The organism is Clostridium sp. UBA7503 (assembly GCF_002477055.1).
Taxonomy (GTDB): domain Bacteria; phylum Bacillota; class Clostridia; order Clostridiales; family Clostridiaceae; genus Clostridium_J; species Clostridium_J sulfidigenes.
The window spans coordinates 215,524-240,787 of record NZ_DLNT01000021.1 but is presented as its reverse complement, the minus strand read 5'-3'; the positions used below and the strand labels follow the sequence as shown (position 1 = coordinate 240,787).

Annotated in this window: 21 protein-coding genes and 4 tRNA genes; 22 read left to right on the top strand and 3 right to left on the bottom strand. The window is 29.0% G+C overall.

Annotation, left to right across the window (positions count from 1 at the left end):
- Nucleotides 1-41: 41 nt before the first annotated feature.
- The gene (locus B3630_RS06680) at nucleotides 42-1,280 is read right to left on the bottom strand and encodes an NAD(P)/FAD-dependent oxidoreductase (RefSeq protein ID WP_346896642.1); all 1,239 of its coding nucleotides are present in this window, start codon (nucleotides 1,278-1,280) and stop codon (nucleotides 42-44) included.
- Nucleotides 1,281-1,555: 275 nt separating this feature from the next.
- Between B3630_RS06680 and B3630_RS06675 the strand changes: the two genes are divergently transcribed.
- The 5 genes from B3630_RS06675 (at nucleotide 1,556) to B3630_RS06655 (ending at nucleotide 3,347) form a co-directional block, all read left to right on the top strand.
- Nucleotides 1,556-1,630 (top strand) — tRNA-Glu (locus B3630_RS06675).
- 5 nt (nucleotides 1,631-1,635) lie between these two features.
- Nucleotides 1,636-1,711, top strand: a tRNA-Val gene (locus tag B3630_RS06670).
- 13 nt (nucleotides 1,712-1,724) lie between these two features.
- Nucleotides 1,725-1,801: transfer RNA gene (locus B3630_RS06665), tRNA-Asp, on the top strand.
- Nucleotides 1,802-1,806: 5 nt separating this feature from the next.
- Nucleotides 1,807-1,881: transfer RNA gene (locus tag B3630_RS06660), tRNA-Thr, on the top strand.
- 197 nt (nucleotides 1,882-2,078) lie between these two features.
- Nucleotides 2,079-3,347, top strand: coding sequence for a DNA polymerase IV (locus B3630_RS06655; RefSeq protein WP_346896640.1), 1,269 nt, complete (start codon nucleotides 2,079-2,081; stop codon nucleotides 3,345-3,347).
- Nucleotides 3,348-3,401: 54 nt separating this feature from the next.
- Here the strand turns inward: B3630_RS06655 and B3630_RS06650 are convergent, their stop codons facing one another.
- Nucleotides 3,402-4,391, bottom strand: a complete 990-nt coding sequence (locus B3630_RS06650; RefSeq protein WP_346896638.1) for an ATP-binding protein — start codon at nucleotides 4,389-4,391, stop codon at nucleotides 3,402-3,404.
- Nucleotides 4,384-5,379 (bottom strand): DnaD domain protein, encoded by a 996-nt coding sequence (locus B3630_RS06645; protein ID WP_346896636.1) that lies wholly within the window; start codon nucleotides 5,377-5,379, stop codon nucleotides 4,384-4,386. Before B3630_RS06645 ends, B3630_RS06650 begins: the two co-directional genes overlap by 8 nt.
- A 354-nt stretch (nucleotides 5,380-5,733) precedes the next feature.
- Between B3630_RS06645 and B3630_RS06640 the strand changes: the two genes are divergently transcribed.
- The 17 genes from B3630_RS06640 (at nucleotide 5,734) to B3630_RS06560 (ending at nucleotide 25,062) form a co-directional block, all read left to right on the top strand.
- Nucleotides 5,734-6,606 carry a M23 family metallopeptidase gene (locus B3630_RS06640; protein ID WP_346896634.1) on the top strand — a complete coding sequence of 291 codons (873 nt, stop codon included), beginning with the start codon at nucleotides 5,734-5,736 and terminating at the stop codon, nucleotides 6,604-6,606.
- Nucleotides 6,607-6,784: 178 nt separating this feature from the next.
- Nucleotides 6,785-7,246: a MarR family winged helix-turn-helix transcriptional regulator gene (locus B3630_RS06635; protein WP_035134559.1), complete on the top strand. Its 462-nt coding sequence runs from the start codon at nucleotides 6,785-6,787 to the stop codon at nucleotides 7,244-7,246.
- A gap of 16 nt (nucleotides 7,247-7,262) precedes the next feature.
- Nucleotides 7,263-8,237 (top strand): beta-ketoacyl-ACP synthase III, encoded by a 975-nt coding sequence (locus tag B3630_RS06630; protein ID WP_346896632.1) that lies wholly within the window; start codon nucleotides 7,263-7,265, stop codon nucleotides 8,235-8,237.
- Nucleotides 8,238-8,263: 26 nt separating this feature from the next.
- On the top strand, nucleotides 8,264-8,494 hold the full coding sequence (gene acpP / locus B3630_RS06625) for an acyl carrier protein (protein WP_035134562.1): 231 nt from the start codon (nucleotides 8,264-8,266) through the stop codon (nucleotides 8,492-8,494).
- 49 nt (nucleotides 8,495-8,543) lie between these two features.
- The gene (fabK, locus tag B3630_RS06620; RefSeq protein ID WP_346896630.1) at nucleotides 8,544-9,485 is read left to right on the top strand and encodes an enoyl-[acyl-carrier-protein] reductase FabK; all 942 of its coding nucleotides are present in this window, start codon (nucleotides 8,544-8,546) and stop codon (nucleotides 9,483-9,485) included.
- 15 nt (nucleotides 9,486-9,500) lie between these two features.
- Entirely contained in the window at nucleotides 9,501-10,445 is a 945-nt protein-coding gene (fabD, locus tag B3630_RS06615) for an ACP S-malonyltransferase (RefSeq protein WP_346896628.1), read from the top strand.
- A gap of 14 nt (nucleotides 10,446-10,459) precedes the next feature.
- On the top strand, nucleotides 10,460-11,200 hold the full coding sequence (gene fabG, locus B3630_RS06610; RefSeq protein WP_346896626.1) for a 3-oxoacyl-[acyl-carrier-protein] reductase: 741 nt from the start codon (nucleotides 10,460-10,462) through the stop codon (nucleotides 11,198-11,200).
- A gap of 22 nt (nucleotides 11,201-11,222) precedes the next feature.
- Nucleotides 11,223-12,461, top strand: coding sequence for a beta-ketoacyl-ACP synthase II (fabF, locus tag B3630_RS06605; protein WP_346896624.1), 1,239 nt, complete (start codon nucleotides 11,223-11,225; stop codon nucleotides 12,459-12,461).
- 3 nt (nucleotides 12,462-12,464) lie between these two features.
- Nucleotides 12,465-12,977: an acetyl-CoA carboxylase biotin carboxyl carrier protein gene (accB, locus tag B3630_RS06600; protein WP_346896622.1), complete on the top strand. Its 513-nt coding sequence runs from the start codon at nucleotides 12,465-12,467 to the stop codon at nucleotides 12,975-12,977.
- A 34-nt stretch (nucleotides 12,978-13,011) separates the two neighbouring features.
- Nucleotides 13,012-13,467: a 3-hydroxyacyl-ACP dehydratase FabZ gene (gene fabZ, locus B3630_RS06595; RefSeq protein WP_346896620.1), complete on the top strand. Its 456-nt coding sequence runs from the start codon at nucleotides 13,012-13,014 to the stop codon at nucleotides 13,465-13,467.
- Nucleotides 13,468-13,486: 19 nt separating this feature from the next.
- Complete coding sequence (locus B3630_RS06590) at nucleotides 13,487-14,836, top strand: acetyl-CoA carboxylase biotin carboxylase subunit (RefSeq protein ID WP_346896618.1); 1,350 nt, start codon at nucleotides 13,487-13,489, stop codon at nucleotides 14,834-14,836.
- Between the two features lie 24 nt (nucleotides 14,837-14,860).
- On the top strand, nucleotides 14,861-15,727 hold the full coding sequence (gene accD / locus B3630_RS06585) for an acetyl-CoA carboxylase, carboxyltransferase subunit beta (protein WP_346896616.1): 867 nt from the start codon (nucleotides 14,861-14,863) through the stop codon (nucleotides 15,725-15,727).
- A 30-nt stretch (nucleotides 15,728-15,757) separates the two neighbouring features.
- A complete protein-coding gene (locus B3630_RS06580; protein ID WP_346896614.1) occupies nucleotides 15,758-16,564 on the top strand; it encodes an acetyl-CoA carboxylase carboxyltransferase subunit alpha in 807 nt (268 codons plus the stop codon).
- A gap of 239 nt (nucleotides 16,565-16,803) precedes the next feature.
- A complete protein-coding gene (locus B3630_RS06575; protein ID WP_346896612.1) occupies nucleotides 16,804-17,679 on the top strand; it encodes a DegV family protein in 876 nt (291 codons plus the stop codon).
- Nucleotides 17,680-17,766: 87 nt separating this feature from the next.
- Nucleotides 17,767-18,414 carry an amidase domain-containing protein gene (locus tag B3630_RS06570; RefSeq protein WP_346896610.1) on the top strand — a complete coding sequence of 216 codons (648 nt, stop codon included), beginning with the start codon at nucleotides 17,767-17,769 and terminating at the stop codon, nucleotides 18,412-18,414.
- 176 nt (nucleotides 18,415-18,590) lie between these two features.
- Complete coding sequence (map, locus tag B3630_RS06565; RefSeq protein WP_346896608.1) at nucleotides 18,591-19,457, top strand: type I methionyl aminopeptidase; 867 nt, start codon at nucleotides 18,591-18,593, stop codon at nucleotides 19,455-19,457.
- Nucleotides 19,458-19,668: 211 nt separating this feature from the next.
- Nucleotides 19,669-25,062, top strand: a complete 5,394-nt coding sequence (locus tag B3630_RS06560) for a diguanylate cyclase (protein WP_346896606.1) — start codon at nucleotides 19,669-19,671, stop codon at nucleotides 25,060-25,062.
- The last annotated feature ends 202 nt before the right edge of the window (nucleotides 25,063-25,264 follow it).

Sequence of the window (25,264 nt, the reverse complement as noted above, 5' to 3'; positions counted from 1 at the left end):
ACAAATCACCTTGAATAACAGCTTTTATGTTAATATGTAATCTAATCCTTTAATGAATTATAAATGGCGTTCACAGCAGCACTAGAGGAGCTCCAGCACCACTGCAAATTAAAACCACCACAATCACCATCAACATCTAAAATTTCGCCACCAAAGTATAGACCCAGAGTTAGTTTAGATTCTAAAGTTATAGGGTTTACCTCCGTAGTATCTATTCCACCTATGGTAACTTGAGCATTTTCAAAAGAGTTGGTATCAATAACTTGAAACTTCCAATCACATAAAATCTTATAAAGTTTAAATCTATATTCATATTCTAGGGAATATGTAAGCATGTGAATGTCAGTAATTCCACACTCTTTTAATATAATAGGAATAAGTTTTTTATTTATAATTCCTACTAGATTGTCTGAAATACTTCTATATGAAAACACTGCAAAGTGTGTTTCAAAAAAATCTACTATATGGTCATAATCTGAATTAAGTAAATTTACATGTATAAAAACTGATGACTTACTTAGAATTCCTTTAGAAGCAATTCTACTAAGCTGTAGAATTGGAGGCCCTGATATACCATAGTCTGTGAATAAGATTTCACCAAATTCTTGTTTTTTAGTTTCACCATTTACTTCTATATTACAAGAGCTTTCAAATTTCACCCCAGAAATAGCCTTAAGTCTATCATAGTTTAGTTTTAATTGAACTATACCAGGTGTTAAGTTTATTAATCTATGGCCAAAGTTTTTAGCTAGTTTATGACCAGAGCCATCAGATCCCGTTCTAGTATAACTTTTTCCTCCAGTACATAAGAGAACTTTTTTACATGTATATGTAGTTGAAGAAGTAATAATTTCGAAGTATCCCTTCTTTGTGTTAATGATATTTAAAACTTTTTCATTCATGTAAGTAGGTATATTTCTTTCAGATAAATTCATTCTAAGAATATCTAACACGGAGGATGCTTGAAGAGATAATGGGTATATCTTTCCAGAATCTAAGGTACATGTATATATTCCTATGGATTTAAAAAAGTTAAGAGTATATTCTAAATCATAGGTATTAATAATATCTTTAAAAAAATTATTATTATCACTATGAAATCTTGATAAGGATAATTTTTCGTTTGTTAAATTACAACGTCCATTACCAGTAATTAACAATTTTTTGCCTACTCTATCGCTACTATCTATTATAGCTACGTCTATACTTAAATCTTTTGATTTAATTGCAGATACTATGCCACAAGATCCACCACCAACAATAATTAAGTCATGATACAAAATAAGATCACCTCAAGCCTTTAAATATATTTTATAACATATTAACTAATATATTAACTATAGTATATAGAATTATACTACATATTAAAACTATAATATAAGTTTATTATTAAATTATAATATATTTAATAAATAACATATTTTCTGTATATAATTTTGGAGAAAAAAATAAAAAAAAATATTTTTAAAAATTTGTTGACAAAAGTTTAAAATTTTTGTATTATAATAAATGTCGGATGACCCGGCAAACACAAAACAAAAGCAAAATGACATATGGCTCCTTGGTCAAGCGGTCAAGACACCACCCTTTCACGGTGGTAACAGGGGTTCGATTCCCCTAGGAGTCACCATACTAGGTCGCATAGCTCAGCTGGGAGAGCACCTGCCTTACAAGCAGGGGGTCACAGGTTCGATCCCTGTTGCGACCACCACATAATTTAATGTGGCCCAGTGGCTCAGTTGGTTAGAGTGCCGGCCTGTCACGCCGGAGGTCGAGGGTTCGAGTCCCTTCTGGGTCGCCATTTATGCTGGCATGGCTCAACGGTAGAGCAGCTGATTTGTAATCAGCAGGTTGTAGGTTCGATTCCTATTGCCAGCTCCAAAGATTCTGAATTAATTCAGAATCTTTTTTATTTTTTGAATTAATATATAAGTAAAAAATAATTAAATACATAAAAATTAAGGGCATATTTTAATTTAAAATAAATTATTGTCATAAAGGTGTATAATTATATCTTTACAAACGAATATTTGTTCGTTAAAATAAGAATGTAAGTTAATTTTGAGGATGTGATATTTGTGGAGAATAAGTCCGAGAGAATAATATTTCACATAGATGTTAACTCTGCATTTCTATCATGGACAGCTATAAATTTATTAAGAAGTGGAGAAAGTGAAATAGATATAAGAAAAATTCCTTCTATAATAGGTGGAAGTATAGAAGATAGAAGAGGAGTAGTTTTAGCAAAATCAATTCCAGCTAAGAAATTTAATATAATAACAGGAGAACCTATAGTAGCCGCGTTGAAAAAGTACCCTCAATTAAAAGTTTATCCACCAGAACATAAACTATATACAAGGTTCAGTAATGATATGTATAAATTGTTAGAGCCATATTCTGATTTTATTGAAAGATATTCTATAGATGAAGTTTTTATGGAAGTAAGTCATTTTAAATATGACTACATGGAAAAGGCTAAGGATATTAAAAAAAAAATAGAAGAAGACTTAGGTTTTACAGTAAATATAGGAATAGGAAATAATAAGTTGTTAGCTAAGATGGCTAGTGATTTTTCTAAGAAGAATTCTATCCATACATTATTTAAAGAAGAAATAAAAATAAAGATGTGGCCACTTAAAGTAGGCGATTTATTTATGGTTGGAAAAGCAGCAGAAAAAAAGCTTATAGATTTAAATATATTTACAATTGGAGATTTAGCAAATTATAATTTGAGCATTTTAAGAAATATATTTAAGAGCTATGCAAATATAATTTATGAATATGCCAATGGAATAGATAATTCACCCATTAACTGTGATAATTATGTGGATGTAAAAGGCATAGGAAATTCAACTACTACAAGCAAGGATATATTAAGTATAGATGAAGCTCTAAAAGTATTATTGTCACTTACTGAAAGCGTAGCTAAAAGACTTAGAGATAATAAATCTTTATGTGGTATTGTAGCTGTATCAATAAAGTCGAATATATTTACAACTTATTCTCATCAGAAAAAATTTTTAACCTCAACAGATTCGACTGAGGAGATTTTTAAATTAGTGAAAGTAATATTTAAGGAGATGTGGCGTAAAGAACCTATAAGATTATTAGGAGTCAGAGTAACTAAGTTGAGTGATAATAGTATATATCAAAAATCTTTATTTGATGATGAAAAAATAGATAAACAAAGAAGCTTAGATAGTACCATAGATAAAATAAGAGAAAAGTATGGAGATTCATCCATAATAAGATCTACCTTTATACACTCAAATAATAAAAAGGGCTTAGAAGATGAAAAGGCAGAAGATTTTTTAATGATGGGAGGCCTTTATGATTATTCTAAATAAAAAAACATCCTAACTTAATATAAGTATAAGTTAGGATGCTTTAATCAAATAAAATTATTTAGAGGATGCTTTACTATTTAAATTTTTTTGAAGTCTTATATCATCACCATAAAACTTAAACAAGGAAAAGTTACCAAAAAGTCTAGATGTAATACGTTCTGAATAGATAGATAATAATTCATCTAAAGAAAAGTTACTAGATATTAACATTTTTTTATTTCTTAGAAGCTTTGTATTCAGTAGGTTAAATAACTCAGATATAGCAAATTCTGATGATACTTCTGTACCTAAGTCATCTATTATAAGCAAATCACAATTAATTAGGTGATCTTCTAGAGCTGAATTGTTATTAAATCTTATATCTTTTAAGTTTTTAATTAATTCTTCAGAAGTCTTATATACTATAAAATATCCATTATCTATTAATTCTTTCGCGATACAGCGAGATAAAAAGGTTTTTCCAGTGCCTGGATTACCATAAAAAAGAAGATTTTCTGATGTTAACTCAAAATTTGCTATATATCTAAAACATTGATTTACAATACTTTTCATATTTTCCTTTGGACTATATTTTTCACGGCCAATTCTTTTATCACTATAGAAGTCCATATTAAAATTAGCAAAATTATGATCATCAGAAACTATGAATAAATCAGTATTTCTATAATAAATACTATTAAGTTTTTGTTTATAGCAACTACATTTTTGTAATCCTATAAATCCAGTATCTTTACACTTATTACAATTATAATGAATATCTAAATAATCTAAAGGATAACCGTTTGATACCAGTAATTCAGTCTTTTTAACTCTTAAATTAGTTATATTTTCCCTTAATTCTTTTAAATGTTGTTCTCTATTAGGCGCATCCTGAAAGGCTGCTAGGGAAACCTTAATACATAGCTTACCAATATGATTTTCAATATCGTCTATTTCAGGAACACGTTTTTTTACTTCTGATTTTCTTAATTCTAAAGCATTTTTTTGATTTTCCTTTATTTTATCATAAAATTTCATAATTTCTAAATGATGTTTATTAATCATTATTATCCCATCCTAAAAGTTTTCTTTCTAAATCATCAAAATCATAGGTCCTTTGATCGTAACTATGAAATTTACCTTTACCTTTTTTTGTATTGGTATTTGAAACTTCATTAACAATAGGTTTAAAATTAATTTTTTTCTTATCTTTTAACTCAATATCTTGAAGAGTTTTAATTTTGTCTTTAAACCAACTATTAAGTATACCATCAATATATTTAAAGTCAGCTCTACTTAGTCTTTCAAAGCATATGTCACAAGCTTTATATATAATTTCTAAAGAAAAATTATATACATTTAACCATTTTTCCAAAAGCTCTTCTTGAGGTTTCATAACATCACCATTTTTCAGACCTAAATAAGTTAAGATTTTTCTTATATTAATCCATTTATCCTCATGTTTTTTTATATAGTCTTGTGCTTCATCTATACTAGTTATATTGTTATCACTCCAAGATACAGCTATTTTCTCAATATATCTATAGTCAGATTTTCCTTTAGAAACACAATATTCTATAAGTAAAAGTATAATTTCAGGAGAAAAATTAAAGTCGTTTTGCCATCCGAGATAAGTAGTCATTTCTTTGGGCGAAAGTGGACGTGCTAATAATCTTTCTATATCTTGCAACATATCTTTAACCATAGAATTATCTAGTTCTTTTAATAAATTCACAGATTTTCCGTTATTGGGAGCTTTAGTTAGTTCTAAGAATTCTATATTATAATTTCCCATGTTATCTATGGGAACTAATCTTATAACACCTTCGTCATTCCAATAATTCCAAGCATTTATTACGTCAGTTTCTAATAAGGATAGAGCTGAAGCTATAAGAGTTGAGTTTACACCTATTTCTCCACTAACACAATATTTAAGACCAAGTAAATAAACTTTTATATACTCGCCTCTAGCCTTTACCATGAAGTTATCTATAAACACATTGCTTACGGGAGTATAATCTAAATTTTTGGTTTTAAACATAAAAGTACTCATAGAATCTCAACCTTTCCATGTTATCGTAATGTAATAGCATTACATTAAACTCTTGTTGAAAACTAAGGTTATAATTATATATAAGTAAATAAATTATTTATTTGTTATATAAGTTATATCTTATTGCTCTATTTTTATAACCTTTTAGAATAAGTTTCAATTAAGAATTATATTATAACCTTAGTATATCATATAGTAAACCTATTAAAAGTAAAATTTAATAATTAATAAATGTATATATATTAGTATATAAAATTAATATTTTATTAATAATAAAATTAACTATTGTTTTATACATTATGTTTAAAATAATTTCAATGGGGTATATTATCATTGTAGTAGGGAGGTAATACAATGATGAAAAATATACTACGAGAATTAGTCATAGTATGTGTATCACTCTTATGTATTTTAATTATGATTACCATGAATCCGGTAGAAGCAAAGGAAAATATAAAAGCGAATGAAAAAATAAAGGCAGTAGTTATGAAATCAGATGGTGTAGAAATTGGCATAGTTGCTGATGAAGCTACAGGTAACGATGCTCTTAATAAAGTAAGAGATATCTATATAGATACATGTAATATAGATAATGTTAAAGATATTGCTGTAAATAATAAAATAGTATATAAAAAAATAACATGTAATAAAGAAGATGTTTTAAGTGAAAGTGAAATTTCTAATAAAATAATAGGATACAATGATACAAATGATAACAGTTTAATTAACTTTACAGTTACAAAAGAAAATCAGGTTAAATATATACAAAAGACTAATAATTCGCAAGTTGCTTTTACGCCTCTTAGTAGGGGGAGTACCCAAATAAATAGAGAGGTTTTTTTACACAATTCAATAACAACACCTATAAAGGGTATACTAACGTCTACTTTTGGTGAGAAGAGAGAAGGATATTATCATAAGGGAATTGATTTGGCTGCTAATACAGGTACTGAAATTCAAGCTGCATTAGATGGAACAGTGAGCTTTTCAGGGGTAGCGGATGGATATGGTAAAGTAGTAATAATCGATCATAGTGATAACTTGCAGACTGTATATGCACATTGTAGCAAATTAAATGTGTCTGAAGGGGAACAGATTCTAAGAGGGCAAGTTATAGCAGAAGTTGGAAATACTGGAGATAGCACAGGTCCACATCTACATTTTGAAATAAGAGTAGATGGAGTTCCAATAGATCCTTTGGGATATAATGGTATAATTGGATATTAAATTTTTAATAAAGTCTAGATTTATCTAGACTTTATTTTTGGTAAAAATGAATAAATTGTGACAAGTTAAATTATTTGTAAAAATAAAAGTAAAAAAAAATATTGACTTTATTTTTCTTTAGTAATATACTTTGATTATCAAAATATTTGAAAGTCAAACAAAAGGGGAATAAAGTAGAATGAAATCCTTAAATTCAAATAAATACGTATTAAATGAATTATTAGTAACTATATTTAATGATATTTTAGAGATCGAACAAACTGCACTACAAGAAGGAGTGCTTAAAGATTTATCGGTTACAGAGATACATACTATTGAAGCTATAGGAATGTATCATCCAAGAACTATGACGGAAGTAGCAAATGATTTAAATATTACAGTAGGTACTTTAACGACAGCCATAACGAAACTCGTGAAAAAAGGATATGTAGAACGTACAAGAGGAGAAGAAGATAGAAGATCTGTAATGATAGCTCTTACCAGAAAAGGAAAGTTAGCATACAGAGTTCATGAAAAATTTCATCAGGACATGATTAGTGAAACTATAAAAGGTTTAACAGATGAAGAGGAAGAAGTACTAATAAGATCTCTAGAGAAAGTAAATAGCTTCTTTAAGTCAAAATACAATCTTAAAAAATAAGTAAAGGAGAATAAATGTGATTGGTTCAAGAATACTAGGAACAGGTTCTTATACACCATCTAATATAGTTTACAATAAAGATATAGAGAATATTGTAGATACTTCAGATAGCTGGATTAGAGAGAGAACTGGAATTGCGGAAAGAAGAATTTCTACTGGAGAAGATACTTCAGAATTAGCAATAAAGTCAGCTTTAAAGGCTTTAGAAGATAGTAATGTAGATGGTAAAGAAATTGATTTAATTTTAGTGGCCACAGTTTCACCAGATAGTTTAATTCCATCAGTTGCATGTAATGTACAAAAGGAAATAGGTGCTGTAAATGCTATGGCTTTTGATATAAATGCTGCATGTAGTGGTTTTATATTTGCGCTAGATATAGCTAAGGGATATATAGAAACAGGTAGGGCTACAAAAGCTTTAATAATTGGAGCAGAAGTATTATCTAAAATCGTCAATTGGGAAGATAGAAATACTTGTGTATTATTTGGAGATGGAGCAGGAGCTGTAGTTATAGGAAAAGATTCTGAAGAGTATATAAGTTATATCAACTGTAAAAGTGTAGGATCTAAAGGTGAATCCCTTACTTGTGACATACTTCCTATGGAGAATATATGTACCAAGGAAGTTATAAATAATAATAAGATTCAGATGAATGGAAAAGATATTTATAAGTTTGCCGTTAAGGTTATGGAAGAGGAATTTAATAGAATTACTGAAAAAAGTAATATAAAAAAGGAAGATGTAGATTTTATACTTCCACATCAAGCTAATATAAGAATGATAGAAAGTGTTAGTAAGAAAATTGATATACCTTTATCTAAATTCATTATAAATTTAGATAAAAAGGGGAATACATCTAGTGCAAGTATTCCAATAGCTTTAGATGAAGCAAATAAAAATGGTCAAATTAAACAAGGAAGTAACATAGTAATTATAGGATTTGGTGGTGGACTAACCTATGGTAGTGCACTGTTAAAATGGAATAAATAATTAAAAGTATATAGGAGGAATAAAAAATGGTATTAGAAAGAGTAAAAAAAGTTATAGCAAAAGAACTAGGTGTAGAGGTAGAGGAATTAAATATACAAGCAAGTTTTACAGATGATTTAGGAATAGATTCTCTAGAAATATTTGAAATTGTTATGAGTTTAGAAGAAGAGTTTGATATTGAAATTCCAAATGAGGATATAGAAAACATAAAAAATGTTCAAGATATTTCAAGCTATATAGAAAGCAAAGTTAATTAAAACAAAGGTCAGATAGCTATCTATCTGACCTTAACCATAGGAGGTATATATGTTCAAATCAGATATATGTGAAGCTTTAGGAATAAAATACCCAATAATTCAAGGGGCTATGGCTTGGATTGCAGATAGCATATTAGCAAGTAGCGTATCAAATGCGGGAGGACTTGGAATTATAGCGGCAGGAAATAACTCTCCAGAAAATGTTAGATTAGAAATAAGAAAAGCTAAAGAACTTACAGATAAACCTTTTGGAGTAAATATAATGCTTCTTAGTGATAATGCTGATGAGGTTGCTAAGATTGTTTGTGAAGAGGGAGTAAAGGTTGTTACAACAGGTGCAGGAAACCCAGGTAAATACATGAATATGTGGAAAGATCATAATATTAAGGTTATTCCAGTAGTAGCTTCAACAGGGCTTGCAAAACGAATGGAGCGAAGTGGAGCAGATATGGTAATTGCTGAAGGTTGTGAAGCTGGTGGACACATAGGAGAACTTACAACTATGGCACTTCTTCCTCAGGTTATAGATGCTGTAAATATACCTGTTATATCAGCTGGTGGTATAGGAGATTCTAGAGGAATGTTAGCCGCATTAGCATTAGGTGCTAATGGATTTCAAGTAGGAACTAGATTTCTAGCAGCTAATGAGTGCACTATTCATGAAAATTATAAAAAGAAGGTAATAGAATCAAAGGATATAGATTCAGTAGTTACAGGTAGAAGTACTGGGCATCCTGTAAGAGTTCTTAGAAATAGATTATCTAGAGAATATTTAAGACTTGAAAAGTCAGGTATATCAGCTGAAGAGCTAGAACAATTAGGGGTTGGTGGACTTAAAAAGGCTGTTATAGACGGTGATGTAGATAATGGTTCTATTATGGCAGGTCAAATTGCAGCTTTAATAAAAAAAGAAGAAAGTTGTGAAGAAATAATTAAAGATTTTGTAGAAGGTACTGAAACTTTACTAAAATCCATGATAAATAAATTTTAAAATTGAGAGGTAACTATGAAAAGTATAGCATTTATTTTCCCAGGCCAAGGAAGTCAGTACGTAGGTATGGGAAAGGAAATATATGAAGAATTCTTAGAAGCTAAGAAAGTATTTGAAAAGGCTAACAAAATTTTAAATAAAGATATAAGTGAGTTATGCTTCAATGGATCGATAGAAGAACTAACCTCTACTGAAAATAATCAAGTAGCTATAGTAACTCTTTCAATAGCATTATTTGAAATTTTGAAATCTTATGGAATAAATCCTAAAGTTGTTGCAGGATTGAGCCTTGGAGAATATTCTGCTTTAATCTCAAGTGGAATTATGAATTTTGAAGAAGGATTAAGAGTAGTAAGAGAAAGAGGAATATTCATGAAGGAAGATAGTGATAAAACTAACGGCTCCATGGCGGCTATCATTGGTGGGAAAATAGAAATTATAGAAGAAGTCTGTAATGAACTGAGTGATAAAGGAATAATAGGTATAGCAAATTATAATTGTAGTTCTCAAATTGTAATTTCAGGAGAGGATTTCTTAGTAGAAGAAGCTATGAGAAGTTTAAAAATTAAAGGCGCTAAGAAAATTGTTAAGTTACCAGTAAGTGGAGGATTTCATACACAATTAATGGAAAATGCATCTAAAAAATTAGGAGATGTATTAAGTGAGGTAACTTTTTATGAAAGCAATATAGAAGTAATACCTAATGTTACAGGAGAGGTTTTACAAAACGTAATGGAACTTACACAGTTGTTAGAAGCTCAAGTTAAATCTTCTGTAAAATGGCAAAAGACCATAGAAAATATGATTGATATGGGAATTAATACTTTTATAGAAGTGGGACCAGGAAAAGCCCTTAGTGGTTTTGTAAAGAAAATAAATAAAGATGTAAAAATATTAAATGTTGAGGATAAAGAATCAATTTATAGTACATTGAAATATTTACAAGAAGCTCATGTATAGGAGAGGATATATATATGTTTAAAGGGAAGAATGTGGTAGTTACTGGAGGAAGTAGAGGTATAGGAAGAGCTATAGCTATAGAGTTTGGTAAAAAAGGAGCTAATGTGGTTATAAATTATGTTAGTAGTGATGCAGAGGCAGAAAAAGTTGCCGAGGAAATAAAAAGCCTTGGAGGAAATTCTATTTTAGTAAAAGGAGATGTAAGTAGTTTCGAAGAAGGGAAAAAATTAATAGATGAAACGGTAAAAGTTTTTGGAACTATAGACATATTAATTAATAATGCAGGAATAACAAAAGATGGATTAATTATGAGAATGAAAGAAGAGCACTTTGATAAGGTTATAGATATAAATCTTAAGGGTGTATTTAATACTTGTAAGAGTGCAGTATCTCACATGCTTAAACAGAGAAGTGGAAAGATTATAAATATTTCTTCTGTAGTAGGAGTTGTAGGGAATGCAGGTCAGGCAAACTATGCAGCATCTAAAGCTGGTGTTATAGGACTTACTAAGTCAATAGCTAAGGAAGTAGGAGCTAGGGGGATAACTGTAAATGCTGTAGCACCAGGATTTATAAAAAGTGATATGACAGATGTATTAAGTGAAAAAGTAAAGGATGGTATGTTAGGACTAATTCCTCTAAATAGATTTGGAAATGTAGAAGATGTAGCAAGGACTGTAATTTTTCTTGCATCAGAGGGTGGAGACTATATAACAGGTCAAGTTATAAATGTAGATGGCGGAATGGTAATGTAGTTATTTAAGGAGGACATATAAAGTGAATAGAAGAGTAGTAATTACAGGCATAGGAGCATTAACCCCTATTGGTAATGATATTAACAGCTTTTGGGATGGAGTTAAGAATGGTAAATGTGGCATAGATTTTATAAAATCTATGGATGTAGAAAAGTTTAAGGTTAAAATAGCTGCAGAGGTTAAAGATTTTGACCCTACAGAAGTTATTGATAGAAAAGAAGCTAAGAGAATGGATAGATATTGTCAACTTGCTATGGCAGCAGCAGAGGAGGCAGTAAAATCTTCAAATTTAGATTTAGATAGTATTGATAAATATAGATTTGGTGTTTTAATTAGTTCAGGAATTGGAGGACTCGATACATTAGAAAATGAATATAAAAGAATGTTAGAAAGAGATACAACTAAGGTATCACCATTTTTAATTCCTATGATGATAGAGAATATGGCAGGAGGAAATGTTGCTATAAAATATGGTGCTAAAGGGCCATGCCTATCTGTAGTGACAGCTTGTGCTACAGGAACTAATAGTATAGGTGAAGCTTTTGAGATGATAAAGGCAAATAGGGCAGAGGTAATGATTACAGGCGGTACAGAGGCATCTATAACATCAATAGGTCTTGCTGGATTTACTGCATTAACGGCTTTAAGTAAGAGTGAGGATCCTAAAAAAGCATCTACTCCTTTTGATAAAAATAGAAGTGGATTCGTAATGGGTGAAGGAGCAGGAGTTTTAATTTTAGAAGAGCTCCAGCATGCAAAGGCAAGAGGTGCAAAAATATATGGTGAAGTTATTGGATATGGAGCTACTTGTGATGCTTATCATATCACTCAGCCTAGTGCTGATGGAGAAGGGGCAGCAAGAGCTATGCAACTTGCCATAGAAGAAGGAAATGTAAGGTTAGAAGATATATCATATATTAATGCTCATGGAACTAGTACTCCATATAATGATAAATTTGAAACTATAGCTATTAAAAATTTATTTAAAGAGCAAGCCTATAAGATCCCAGTTAGTTCTACAAAATCAATGACAGGACATTTATTGGGAGCATCAGGTGCTATAGAATCAATTGTATGTATAAAGGCTTTAGAGGAAGGGTTTATTCCAGCTACTATTGGTCTTGAAGAGAATGATGAAGATTGTGATTTAGATTATGTTCCTAATATTGGAAGAAAAGCAGAACTAAAATATGCTTTGTCTAATTCTTTAGGATTTGGTGGTCATAATGCTACACTTTTATTTAAGAAATGGGAGGAATAAATTATGAATTATGAAGCAATTGAAAGGCTAATTAAATTAATAAATGATTCCGATCTTAAGGAATTAGAACTAGAAGAAGCAGGACTTAGAATAAGGATGAGCAAAAATGATTCTAGCAAAATTATTTATAATGAAGATGCTAGAAAATTAAATGAATCTAAAATAACAGATAAATGTGATACAGAGTTTGTTAGTTATACTAACAATATAAGTGATAATACCTCAGTAATATCAACAAAGCATGAAGAAATAATTACTGAAGAGAGTAATTTAGAAGAATGCTTTATAGTTAAGTCACCTATGGTAGGAACATATTATTCTTCACCTACAGAAAATGGAGAACCTTATATAAAAATAGGAGATTCAGTATCAAAGGAGTCAATTCTGTGCATAATTGAAGCTATGAAATTGATGAATGAAATTGAATGTGAAGTTGAAGGAACAGTGGATAAAATCTTTGTTAATAATGGAGATGTAGTAGAATTTGGTCAGCCTATAATGGCGATAAAACTGTAGAAATATAGATTATATAAAGGAGGTAGTATAAATAATGTTAGATGTAATAGAAAGTGATGTAATAAAACTCAATATAAAAGAGATACAAGAAATAATACCTCATAGATATCCATTTTTATTTGTAGATAAAATAGAAGGTTTAGAATCAATGAAAAAAGCAGTAGGGTATAAAAATATAACTATGAATGAATATTTTTTTCAAGGTCATTTTCCACAAGAACCAGTATTACCTGGAGTGATAATAGTAGAAGCTCTTGCACAAGTTGGTGCCATTGCATTACTTTATGATGAAAAGTTTAGAGGCAAGATAGCCTACTTCGGTGGGATAAAAAATGCTAGGTTTAAGAGAAAAGTTATACCTGGTGATAGATTAAAATTAGAAGTTGAAATTATAAAGATAAAAGGACCAATGGGTATTGGTAAAGGAATTGCCACAGTTGATGGAGTAGTAGCTTGTGAATGTGAATTAACCTTCGCAGTAGGAGTATAAAAGTAAGAGAGGTAGCCGTATGTTTAAAAAGATATTAATTGCTAATAGAGGAGAAATTGCAGTTAGAATAATTAGGGCTTGTAGAGAAATGGGAATACAAACTGTAGCTGTATATTCTGAAGGTGATAGGGAAGCTTTGCATGCACAAATGGCAGATGAGTGTGTTTGTATTGGACCATCAGCCTCAAAGGATAGTTATCTAAATGAAAATAATATATTAAATGCTACTATTTTAAAAGGTGCAGAAGCTATTCATCCAGGATTTGGATTTTTATCTGAAAATAGTAGATTTTCCAAAATGTGTGAAGAGTGTAATATTAAATTTATAGGGCCCACAGCAGAAAATATAAACAATATGGGAAACAAGTCAAAAGCCAGAGAACTTATGGAAAAGGCTAATATACCAGTAGTACCAGGATCAAAGGGAATTATAAACAATGAAGAGGAAGCTATAGTAATAGCTAAAGAAATAGGATATCCAGTAATGATAAAGGCCTCTAGCGGAGGCGGAGGAAAAGGAATTAGGATTGTAAATAATGAGAATCAGCTTATAAGTGATTTTAATGCAGCAAAGAGAGAAGCAAAAGTTTCATTTAACGATGATTCAATGTATATAGAAAAGTTTATAGAAAAACCAAGGCATATAGAAATACAACTCATAGCAGATAATTATGGAAATACAGTATATCTAGGAGAGCGTGAATGTTCTATACAAAGAAAAAATCAAAAGGTGTTAGAAGAAGCACCATCAGTATTTATAGATGATAGTATGAGAAAAAAAATGGGAGAGACTGCGGTTAAAGCAGCTAAATCTATAGGGTATGTAAATGCTGGAACTATAGAATTCCTAGTAGATAAGCATAAGAAGTTCTATTTCATGGAGATGAACACTAGAATACAGGTAGAGCATCCTGTAACAGAAATGGTAACAGGAATTGACTTAATAAAAGAGCAAATTAGAATAGCTTATGGAGAAAAGTTAAGTTTTTCACAAGAAGATATAAAAATTACAGGTCACTCTATTGAGTGTAGAATAAATGCGGAGGATCCTTATAAAAATTTTAGACCTTGTCCAGGTGAAATAACTAATTTATATGTACCTGGTGGAAATGGTATTAGGTTAGATTCTGCGGTATATCAAGGATATAAAATTCCACACTGCTATGATTCAATGATTGGTAAACTTGTAGTTCACGGTAAAGATAGAGAAGAAGCTATAAGCAAAATGAAAAGAGCATTAAGTGAATTCATAATAGAAGGAGTTAGTACTAACATAGACCTTCAGCTTGATATTTTAACTAATGAGAGTTTTGTAGAAGGAACGTTTGATACAGGGTTCTTAGAAGCATATCTTAATAAAGTTAAATAGTTTAAATCTAAATGAGGTAATTATATGAAAGATTTAAGGTCATTATTTAAAAAAAATGTTTATATCGAAGTAAAACCGAGTAATAAAGAGAGCGAGATAAAAAAGAGGCCACAAGTACCTGATGGAATGTGGATTAGGTGTCCTAAATGCGGTAATACCATATATAGAGGAGATTTAGTAAATAATTTAAAAGTGTGTTATTCTTGTGGAGGACATTTTAGACTTACAGCAAGAGAAAGAATTAAGCAAACAATTGATGAAGGAACATTTAAAGAATTATTTGCAGATATCATTTCAGACAATCCTTTAGATTTTCCAGAATATACGGAGAAGGTAAGTAAGATACAAAGAGTTACTAATATGAAGGAAGCTGTTATAGCTGGTATAGGAAAGATAGATGGTAATACTGTAGTTATATGTGTTATGGATAGTAATTTTCTTATGGGAAGTATGGGAAGTGTAGTTGGAGAGAAGATTACACGAGCTATAGAATTAGCAACAAATGAGGAGCTCCCAATAGTAATATTTACTTGCTCTGGAGGAGCAAGAATGCAAGAAGGAATATTTTCTCTTATGCAAATGGCCAAAACGTCAGCAGCCTTATCCTATCATAATGATAAGGGGTTACTATATATATCTGTACTAACAGATCCAACCACTGGAGGTGTAACAGCAAGTTTTGCAATGATAGGAGATATAATACTTGCTGAACCTAATGCACTTATTGGATTTGCGGGACGAAGAGTTATTGAGCAAACAATAAAGCAAAAGCTACCAGATAATTTTCAGACAGCGGAATTTCTTTTGGAAAAGGGCTATGTAGATAGGGTTGTACACAGAAAGGATATGAAGAGTACTCTTAGTGCTATTATAAAAATACATGTGAATTGAAGATACAAGGAATAGAGGTGTTGGAAGTAGATGGATAACAAGTTTAGCTCGTGGGAAAAGGTAAGTATAGCACGTAGTATTAAAAGACCTACAGCACTTAACTATATTAATAGTATATTTGAGGATTTTATAGAGTTAAAAGGCGATAGAGGCTATGGTGATGATAGTGCCATAGTAGGTGGTATAGCTAAATTTGAAAATAAAAGTGTTACAGTTATTGGAATACAAAAGGGCAATAGTACTAAAGAAAATATAGAAAGAAATTTTGGAATGCCAAAGCCAGAGGGATATAGAAAAGCATTAAGACTTATGCTCCAAGCAGAAAAGTTTAAAAGACCTGTAATTATTTTTGTAGATACTCCAGGTGCCTTTTGTGGGATAGAATCAGAAGAGCGCGGTATAGGGGAGGCAATTGCTAAAAACCTTATGACTATGAGCAATTTAAAGGTTCCTATAGTTTCTATGATTATAGGAGAAGGTGGAAGTGGAGGAGCATTGGCTCTTGCTGTTGCTGATGAGGTATGGATGCTTGAGAATTCTATATACTCAATTTTATCTCCAGAAGGATTTGCATCTATTTTATATAAAGATGTTACTAAAGCTAAAGAGGCAGCTGAAATAATGAAAATAACATCTTCAGATTTATTAGATTTAGGAGTTATTGATAGGGTTATTAAAGAACCTAAAGGAGGAGCACAGGAAAATTCAAATAAAATGATTTTAAGTATAAAAGCAAATTTAAAAGAAGTATTAGAAAGATTAAGTAAAGAACCTGTAGACTCTTTATTGACTAAGAGATATTATAAGTTTAGAAAATTAGGTAAATATATAGAATAAACTAATAAAATATGGTAATATATGACTAATTATAATATAGTATTGATGTAAATTGTTTTAACTTATAGTAAAATGATTATAATACTAATAATAATTGGTCTATTTTATTTTGTTAATATATAATTAAATGAGTAATTGAACTAGCTATTATAATATAGAAGAGACCATAATTAAAATTAAGTATATAAAATGAATGTAGTAGAAGCTATATAAATTTATAAATGAGAGGAATATGATATATGAATAACAAAGTAGTTTTAGTAGTTGATTCTGGTAGCGATTTACCTATTGAATTTATAAATCAACCTAACATAGTAGGTCTACCTATTGGGTGTAATTTCAAAGGCCAAGATATAGAGGATTATTTTGGTCAAACTTTAGATATTAAAGAGTTTTATGATGGTTTAAGAGCTGGAGATATGTATACTACATCCCAGATTAATGTATATAGATTTGAAGAAGCTTTTAAAAATATAGTAAAAGAAGGAAAAGCAATTATTTATGTAGGACTATCTTCAGGGTTATCAGGAACTGTAAATAATGCAATAAATGCGTCTTTAAGTGTGAAAGAAGAATATCCAGATTGTGATATAACTATAATAGATACATTATCTGCTAGTATGGGAATAGGATTACTAGTATATAAGGTTTATGATATGATGAAAGAAAATAAATCAAAAGAAGAAATAGTTGAGTTTGCGGAAGGAATAAAACTAAAAATAAATCATTACTTTACAGTAGATGATTTAAAGCATTTAAAAAGAGGTGGAAGAGTATCAAGTTCTGCTGCAACGGTGGGAACTTTACTTAGTGTGAAACCGGTACTTCATATGAATAATGATGGGAAACTAATACCCCTTAGTAAGGTTAGAGGTAGAAAAAAAGCTATGCTAGAGCTTGTAAAAAAATTTGAGGAAAGAAGCATAGGAGAAGATCAACTAATAACTATTTCTCATGGAGATTGTGTAGAAGATGCAAAGTTGTTAGAAGAGTTCTGTAGAAAAAGCGGAAGAGTTAAGGAGTGTATAATTAATAATTTAGGACCGACTATAGGCAGTCATACTGGTGCAGGACTATTAGCACTATTTTTTGTTGGTAATAGAAGAGAAGAGTAAACAAATCAGTAGATTGTGAGTATATAGGTATTATAGAGGTTAAATTACAACCTAATTAGTTTTATTATTTAAGATGGGAGGTTGATTATGAAGAGTATAACACTACTTAAAATAATCAAAAGGAGCAAAAGTAAATCCCAACTTAAAGATGAGATAATCAATAGAAAAAACTATGTATATAATAGAGCAAGAGCAAAGGCTTATGCTGAAGCTTATGCAGAGACTCCCAATGTAAAAGAATACCCTGTATTTAAGGATAATGACTGTACTAATTTTATAAGTCAAGTTTTAGTAGCAGGTGGAATGAAAATGAAGGGGGCAGATTATAGAAAGTTTACAGATTGGTTTTGTTATACTAAAGATCCAATGGCTTTAAAGAAAGTTTCCCTGACATGGAGAAGTGCGGAATACTTTAGAAAATATTGGGGAAACAAAGATGGCCATGGAAATAATATGGCAGATGAATTTAAGGAGTTAACAGTAGAAGAAGCAATAGCTAGGTTTGATGAACTATATACTTATATTATGATAGGTGATGTTATACAATATGCAGACAGTAACAAAAAAATATATCATTCTCAAGTAGTACATGCTAAAGAGTTTAATGTAGCATTAAATAGAAATGACTTATTTATAGCTCAGCATTCATTGAATAGAAAGCATGTATCTTTATACGAATACTTAAAATTATTAAAGAACAAAAAGGGAAGATATATTTATATTTATCATTTTTAATTGTTTAAAGTTTTGTAGATGTATTTCTACAAAACTTTTTTATTATTATTTACTATTAAAATATGGGAAGAAGGAATAAGTGATATAATAGAAGTAAAACATATAGTATATAAAATAGAGTAATTATGTAATAGATTTATATATGAATGTAAGAGGTAATTATGATGGAGGTTAACATGGATAAATTAAATAGAAATGATAGTTGTTGGTGTGGAAGTGGATTTAAATATAAAAAGTGTCATATGGAGCAAGATAAGTATTTAGAAAAGTTAAGTGAACAGTATGGATATAAAATACCAAGAGAAATTATAAAATCTCAAAAGGATATAGGGGGAATAAGAAAAAGTTGTGCGCTAACTAAAGAGATACTAGATATGGTAGAAGAAAAAATAACAGTAGGAATATCTACAGAAGAAGTAAATAGATGGGTCCATGAATATACAGTATCCCATGGAGCATATCCAGCTCCTTTAGGATATCATGGTTTTCCTAAGAGCACCTGTGTATCTATAAATAGTGTGGTTTGTCATGGTATACCAGACGAAGAAACTATAATAAAAGATGGTGATATAGTTAATGTTGATGTAACTTGTATTCTAGATGGTTATTATGGTGATTCAAACAGAACATTTCTCATGGGAAACGTTAGTGATAAAGCAAGAGATTTGGTACAAACTGCTAAAGAGTGCTTAAAGATAGGAATAGAGCAAATAAAACCTTTTAATACTTTAGGAGATATAGGATTTGCTATAAATCAGCTTGCAACTACCAAAGGATATTCTGTAGTTTATGATTATGGTGGTCATGGTGTAGGTAATGAATTTCATGAAGAACCTTTTGTGCCTCATATAGGACAAAAAGGCGAAGGAATGATTCTTTTACCAGGAATGACATTTACAGTAGAACCAATGATAAATGAAGGGGTACCAGAAACTGTTGTGTTAGATGATAACTGGACTGCCGTTACAGAAGATAACAAGTTATCTGCTCAGTGGGAACACACCATACTAGTTACTGAAGATGGGTATGAAATATTAACTTAATATATATTTGTATACAATAGGGTTAAAAATTAATATTAAATTGAAGATTTTTGTCTAAAAATACAAGAAATTATTTTGTCATTAAGAAAATGGATAAGTACATTATTACGGTGCTGTATGGTATAATATGTAATAAAGATAGATAGTTATGAGTTATTTAACAATAATCTACATCAAACTTAATATTATTTTAATTAGGTAGGTACTAAATATGAAGATAATTAATGAAAGATATAAAATAGTGGAATTATTAAACCAAAATAGAATTTATTCTGTATATGAGGCCATAGACATAAATAATAACATGTCTATGGTAAACATTTATGTTGTAAATAATTCTAATATAGAAAATAAAATAATTAATTATTGTATAACTGAATATGAAAAAATACCTACTATAAAAAATGATGTTATAAGAATTTTAGATTTTGGTGTAGTAAACAGTGTAGATAACAAAGATAAGATGGATAATTATTATTACACTACAGAGGTTTATAGTAATTACAAGATATTGCTAGATGCTGTAGAAAGCATTTCTGAAGAAATATTAATTAAAGTATTTTTAGAAATATGTGTAGTAGCATATAATCAAAGTTACAATTATATGAAAGTAGTTCCATTTAGTGATGACAATATATATGTAAGTTTAGATTTTAAAATTAAATTAAAAGATAAATTAACCACACTTTTACAATCAAGAGAAACAGGTATAGCTAGTTATTCAGAAGACATAGAAGAGGTTACTTCTAATAAATTTAAAGAAGAGAGATACTATATAAATAGATTATGTGAAATATTAATTAATATTTCATTAAAAAATAAAGGAAGATATAGAGATTCTAAAACTTGTAAAATAATTATAAAACACATGGAAAATAATGAAGGACAAGAATATAAAGAGTTATTTGGAGTAAAACTATATAATTTAATAGATAAACTATGTAGTAGTAGAGATAACTCAATAAATAGTATTTTTGATATTATTAAACAAGTTAATTCTATATATAACATGAACTTTAAATATGAAGTTAATAGTGAAAAAAGAGAGTTAAATTTTAATATCCCATTAATAGGTAGAGATGAAGAGCTAAAAATGATTATGGAGTCCATAAATCATATAGTTAAATATCATGAAACTAAAAATATTATATTAATTCATGGTGAAATTGGAATAGGTAAGACTCGGTTATTAAAACACATAAAATACATTATGAATGTTAAAGAAAATAAAAGGCTTAGATGTTTTTATATGAAAAGTAATAAAGAAGAATCTACGAAAGTTACTATTGCACAGTTATTAAGAAAAATAGTGAGTATTGCAGATAAAAATTTAATTAGCAAATATAAGAAAGAAATAATGCTGCTAGCTCCAGAGATTTATGGAGATAATAATAATGAAAATTTAGGCTATTTTAAACTAGAAAATAAAGAGAGACTTATACTTATAGCTAAGATATCATCATTTTTACAAGAGTATTACTATGATAATCCAGGGGTAATTATCATAGATGATATGAATATGTATGATACATTAACACTAAATTTAATTCAATATATGTTGAACAAAGCCTATTTTAGGACTAATGTTCTTATTATTATTGGATATAGGGATGGTGATTGCCTTAATAACAATAATTTTACACAGTTTATTGAATACATTGAAGACAAAGTTGCGTTAAGTGTTCACCTTAGATCATTAACAGAGAGCAATTCTGCAAAGATGCTAAGAAATATATTAAATGTTGAGAAGATATCTGATGAATTTATAAGTACATTTTATAAATATTCAATGGGAAATCCATTATTCATTGAAGAGTCCTTAAAGGATTTATGTAATAGAGAGATCATATATTTAAACGAAGAAAATGGTAGATGGTATAAGCCTGATAACCATGATATGTATATGCCAATGAATATGGAAAAGGTCTGTGAAACCCAATTAAAAAATGTGGACAAACTATCCTATGAAATTTTATATATAATTTCATTCTTTTATACCCCAATGCCAGTAAGAGTATTAAAAGATGTACTTACAACAAATGAAAGTGATGTAGATAATGTAGTTGATCAGTTGGTAGCTAAGGGTATACTATATAGTTCCATAGGGGATAATGGATTTGTGTATACCTTTTATAATAAATTTTTAAGAAGTTATCTATATAAGGATTTGGAGCAATCTAAAAAAGAAGATATTCACAGAAAAATTGTAGTAGTGCTTGAAGGATATTGCTACGATGAATTAAATATCTATATAGAAGAACTTATCTATCATCTTGAGATTTTAGGGCTTGGTAGAAAACTTATATACTACTATAAGAAAAACGAGCAGAGATTAGAGAATATGAACAGTGTAAATGAGGCTATAAGATATAGTTTTAAGATTCTTCAAATCATTGATAAGTTTGAAAATAGAAATGAATTTATTAATGATGAAATAGAAACTAATATGAATTTAGGTAAGTTATACAATAGTATATCTGAAAAAAGTGTGGCATTAGAGTATTATATTAAAGCTCAAGAACTATGTAAGTTTCAAGATAAGATAATTACTAATATAGATATTATGGTAGAAATGATTTGGATATACATAGATTTATGTATGGAAGAAGAGATTGAGTACTACACTAAGAAGATATCAAAATCACTAGAAAGTGTAGACTATTTAAAAGGCACTATAGAATACTTAAGAATAATAGTGAGAAACTCATACAATACTGGAGAGTATGAGAAGATTAAAGATGTATGCAGGGAAGGAATAAGACTTTGTAAAGAAGAGCATATGGATTATAAAGTTGGTTTCTATAATAGTTATTGTAATGCATTAATTGCCCAATGTAAGGAAGAAGAAGCTTTAAAGATATTAAAAGGAACAGTTACCGAATGTTACGAAAAGAACTATACTAAAGCATTACCTAGAATATATAATAGCATTGGAGTTATATATGGTGATTATTATCAATATGGTGATGAAGCACTGAATTGGTTTGATAGGCTTTATAAAATAAGTAAGATTGAACAAAATAAGTTTTATGAAGTAATAGCTTTATCTAATATGGGATTTTTTAGTTATGTTTTAGTAAATTACGATGAAGCATATAGGTATTTAAATAAGGCTTCGAATATAGCTACTCAAAACGAATTAATATATATGAATTTTTATAATTATGTATATATGGCATCTACATTATATAAGCAAGGAAAGTATTCTGAATGTTTTAGATATATAGATATATGCAATAAATATATAGAAAGAAATTCAATTTTTGAGCAAGAATTAGTTCCATACTACATATTGGAACATTATATCAATTCCTTAATTGGTAATAGACAAAAAGCTATGGATTATTTATTAGAAGGTAAAAAGGCTTTCGATAATACGAATTCTTTAATGAAATATAAAATGGAGCTACTTTGTATTATAAACAATATACTTATAGAGAGAAAAATGAAAAGTATAGAAGAGATAATAGAGGCTAGTGAAAAGATAGTATATGTAGATTTAAGGGTATCAATGCTATCCGATGGAGTTTTACAACTTTTAAATCAAGACTTAAATGGTGTAGCTACAGAAATATTTTATTACATTAAAAATTTTGAACATCAAATAAAGTCTGATCTTAATAAATTGACTTTAATATATATTAAAGCTGTTATAGATAAATATATGCCTATAGATGAATTAGAAGAGGCATTAGCTCAATATAAGGATATTAAAAATTCTAATTTATTATGGAAAATATATTATAAAATAGGATATAACTATTATGAGAATGGAGATAGGGCTAAAGCGGCGTTATATATTTCAGAAGTCTGTGATATAATACATGATATATTATTGCAAATTCCTAAGAACTATAGAAAATCTTTTTTACAGAATCAAGGAAACATGGTGGATTGCTTTCGAATACTACTACAAATAAAAAGTTACTATAATCAAAGAAAAGGAATAAAGTTAGATCAAATAAATATTAATACAACAGAAAACATTGAAGATTTATTTCAAATTATATTAGAGAGTGATTTTGTAAATGAAGAATTTATAAAATCACTAAAGGATTCATCTAAGGATTATCTTACAGATATTGATAGTATTGAGGACTTACTAAATAACTTATGTGGAAATAGTCAAGAAAGTATGGACATCATATGCAAATATATAAATTATGTTAGTTTAGCAACGAAAACTAATATAATAATAGAGAATAATAATACATTTTCTATAGTGTCAAGTGATGGAAATGATGTAGAACTGCCAGATGATATGTCTATAGTTAACATAGCTAGAAATAAGGGAATACCTATTAGGTTAAGTAGAAAAGTTATTTGTGATGCTAATGGGAATATACTAAGTTATGACATTGAAAATGATATAAAAGCAGCTATGTGTATACCAATAACTCAAATTTCTAAAAATAGTAGAGGTATGAGTAAATATGATTATAATCATGATGTATTAGGATATGTATATGTGGAAAGTAAAAGGAAATTAAATAACATAAATGAGGAGACAATGCATCAGTGTGTAACTATATGTAGAATTTTGTACATGATAATTGATAAACTTAATATAAAAAGAAATTCTACTATAGACAAGTTGACTAAGACATTAACAAGAAGGTATTTAGAATCCTTTATTCATGAACAGATAGACAGATCTTTTAATTTCAACTCTGAATTTTCAACTATAATGGTAGATATAGATAAATTTAAAACCATTAATGATACCTTTGGACATAGAATGGGTGACCAAGTATTAAGTAAGATATGTGAAGTAATTATAAAAAATATTAGACAAGATGATGCAGTAGGAAGATATGGTGGAGAAGAATTTATTATAGTATTACCTAATACAGGTATAGAGGAAGCTAAGAGTATAGCTGAAAGAATTAGAGTGAAAATTTATCAGGCAAAAGTTATGGGAGATAAAAGAGTAGTAACAGTAAGTTTAGGCGTAGCTAATTATCCTAATCATACGACTACCTATGAAGAGCTTATTGAAAAAACAGACCAAGCTTTATATGCAGCTAAAAATAGTGGTCGTAATGTTACTAGAGTATGGGAAGAATCCTATGGTTCTAAAATAAGCACTACAAATAAATTAAGTGGTATAGTTGTAGGTAGTGAAAACCAAGACTATAAGAATGTCTCAACTTTAATTGAATTCATAGATTTGATTAATTCAGAGGGAAATGTAGATGAAAAAATTGCCATTACAATTAATAGAATTACAGAAATTGTTGAAGCTGATTCATGTACATTGTTTACCATAAAACAAGGAGAATTAGTCAATAGATACTCTAAAACTATAGATGAAACACGGGATAAATTTGATGAAACACGTAAATACAATAAGATTAAGGCTACAATAAATTCAGGAGAAAATATTTGTGGAGTAGATTGGGATTGCATAGATGAATATGATGAAATTAAAAACATTCCTGATTTAAAATCTAATATTATAGTTTTATTAAAAGACAAAATAGATATAATTGGAGTAATATGCTTAACAGCATCAATTAATCATAAGGAGTTTACTTATGATGAATTAAATTTTGTTAATACTTTAGGTAAAATAATTGTTCCAATCCTAAAAGAATATCAATAATATTAAACTTATAGGTATGAAATTAGAGAGCTAGTTTCATACCTTTTATCATAAATAGATAATTAATAAAAACTTAAAAGTATATATTCTTATATATAGTATATATAAGATATAATTTAAGTATGAGTTATAGCAAAAGGTATTTATAAATTATTTAAAATTTATATTAAAATATAATAATTAATATTAAAGTTTGGGAGAT

Bases quoted from the DNA above. Each gene is read 5' to 3' on its own strand.
- B3630_RS06650 (WP_346896638.1), bottom strand. From the start codon at position 4,391: ATGATTAATAAACATCATTTAGAAATTATGAAATTTTATGATAAAATA.
- B3630_RS06645 (WP_346896636.1), bottom strand. From the start codon at position 5,379: ATGAGTACTTTTATGTTTAAAACCAAAAATTTAGATTATACTCCCGTA.
- B3630_RS06640 (WP_346896634.1), top strand. From the start codon at position 5,734: ATGATGAAAAATATACTACGAGAATTAGTCATAGTATGTGTATCACTC.
- B3630_RS06635 (WP_035134559.1), top strand. From the start codon at position 6,785: ATGAAATCCTTAAATTCAAATAAATACGTATTAAATGAATTATTAGTA.
- acpP (WP_035134562.1), top strand. From the start codon at position 8,264: ATGGTATTAGAAAGAGTAAAAAAAGTTATAGCAAAAGAACTAGGTGTA.
- fabK (WP_346896630.1), top strand. From the start codon at position 8,544: ATGTTCAAATCAGATATATGTGAAGCTTTAGGAATAAAATACCCAATA.
- fabD (WP_346896628.1), top strand. From the start codon at position 9,501: ATGAAAAGTATAGCATTTATTTTCCCAGGCCAAGGAAGTCAGTACGTA.
- fabG (WP_346896626.1), top strand. From the start codon at position 10,460: ATGTTTAAAGGGAAGAATGTGGTAGTTACTGGAGGAAGTAGAGGTATA.
- accB (WP_346896622.1), top strand. From the start codon at position 12,465: ATGAATTATGAAGCAATTGAAAGGCTAATTAAATTAATAAATGATTCC.
- fabZ (WP_346896620.1), top strand. From the start codon at position 13,012: ATGTTAGATGTAATAGAAAGTGATGTAATAAAACTCAATATAAAAGAG.
- B3630_RS06590 (WP_346896618.1), top strand. From the start codon at position 13,487: ATGTTTAAAAAGATATTAATTGCTAATAGAGGAGAAATTGCAGTTAGA.
- accD (WP_346896616.1), top strand. From the start codon at position 14,861: ATGAAAGATTTAAGGTCATTATTTAAAAAAAATGTTTATATCGAAGTA.
- B3630_RS06580 (WP_346896614.1), top strand. From the start codon at position 15,758: ATGGATAACAAGTTTAGCTCGTGGGAAAAGGTAAGTATAGCACGTAGT.
- B3630_RS06575 (WP_346896612.1), top strand. From the start codon at position 16,804: ATGAATAACAAAGTAGTTTTAGTAGTTGATTCTGGTAGCGATTTACCT.
- B3630_RS06570 (WP_346896610.1), top strand. From the start codon at position 17,767: ATGAAGAGTATAACACTACTTAAAATAATCAAAAGGAGCAAAAGTAAA.
- map (WP_346896608.1), top strand. From the start codon at position 18,591: ATGGATAAATTAAATAGAAATGATAGTTGTTGGTGTGGAAGTGGATTT.
- B3630_RS06560 (WP_346896606.1), top strand. From the start codon at position 19,669: ATGAAGATAATTAATGAAAGATATAAAATAGTGGAATTATTAAACCAA.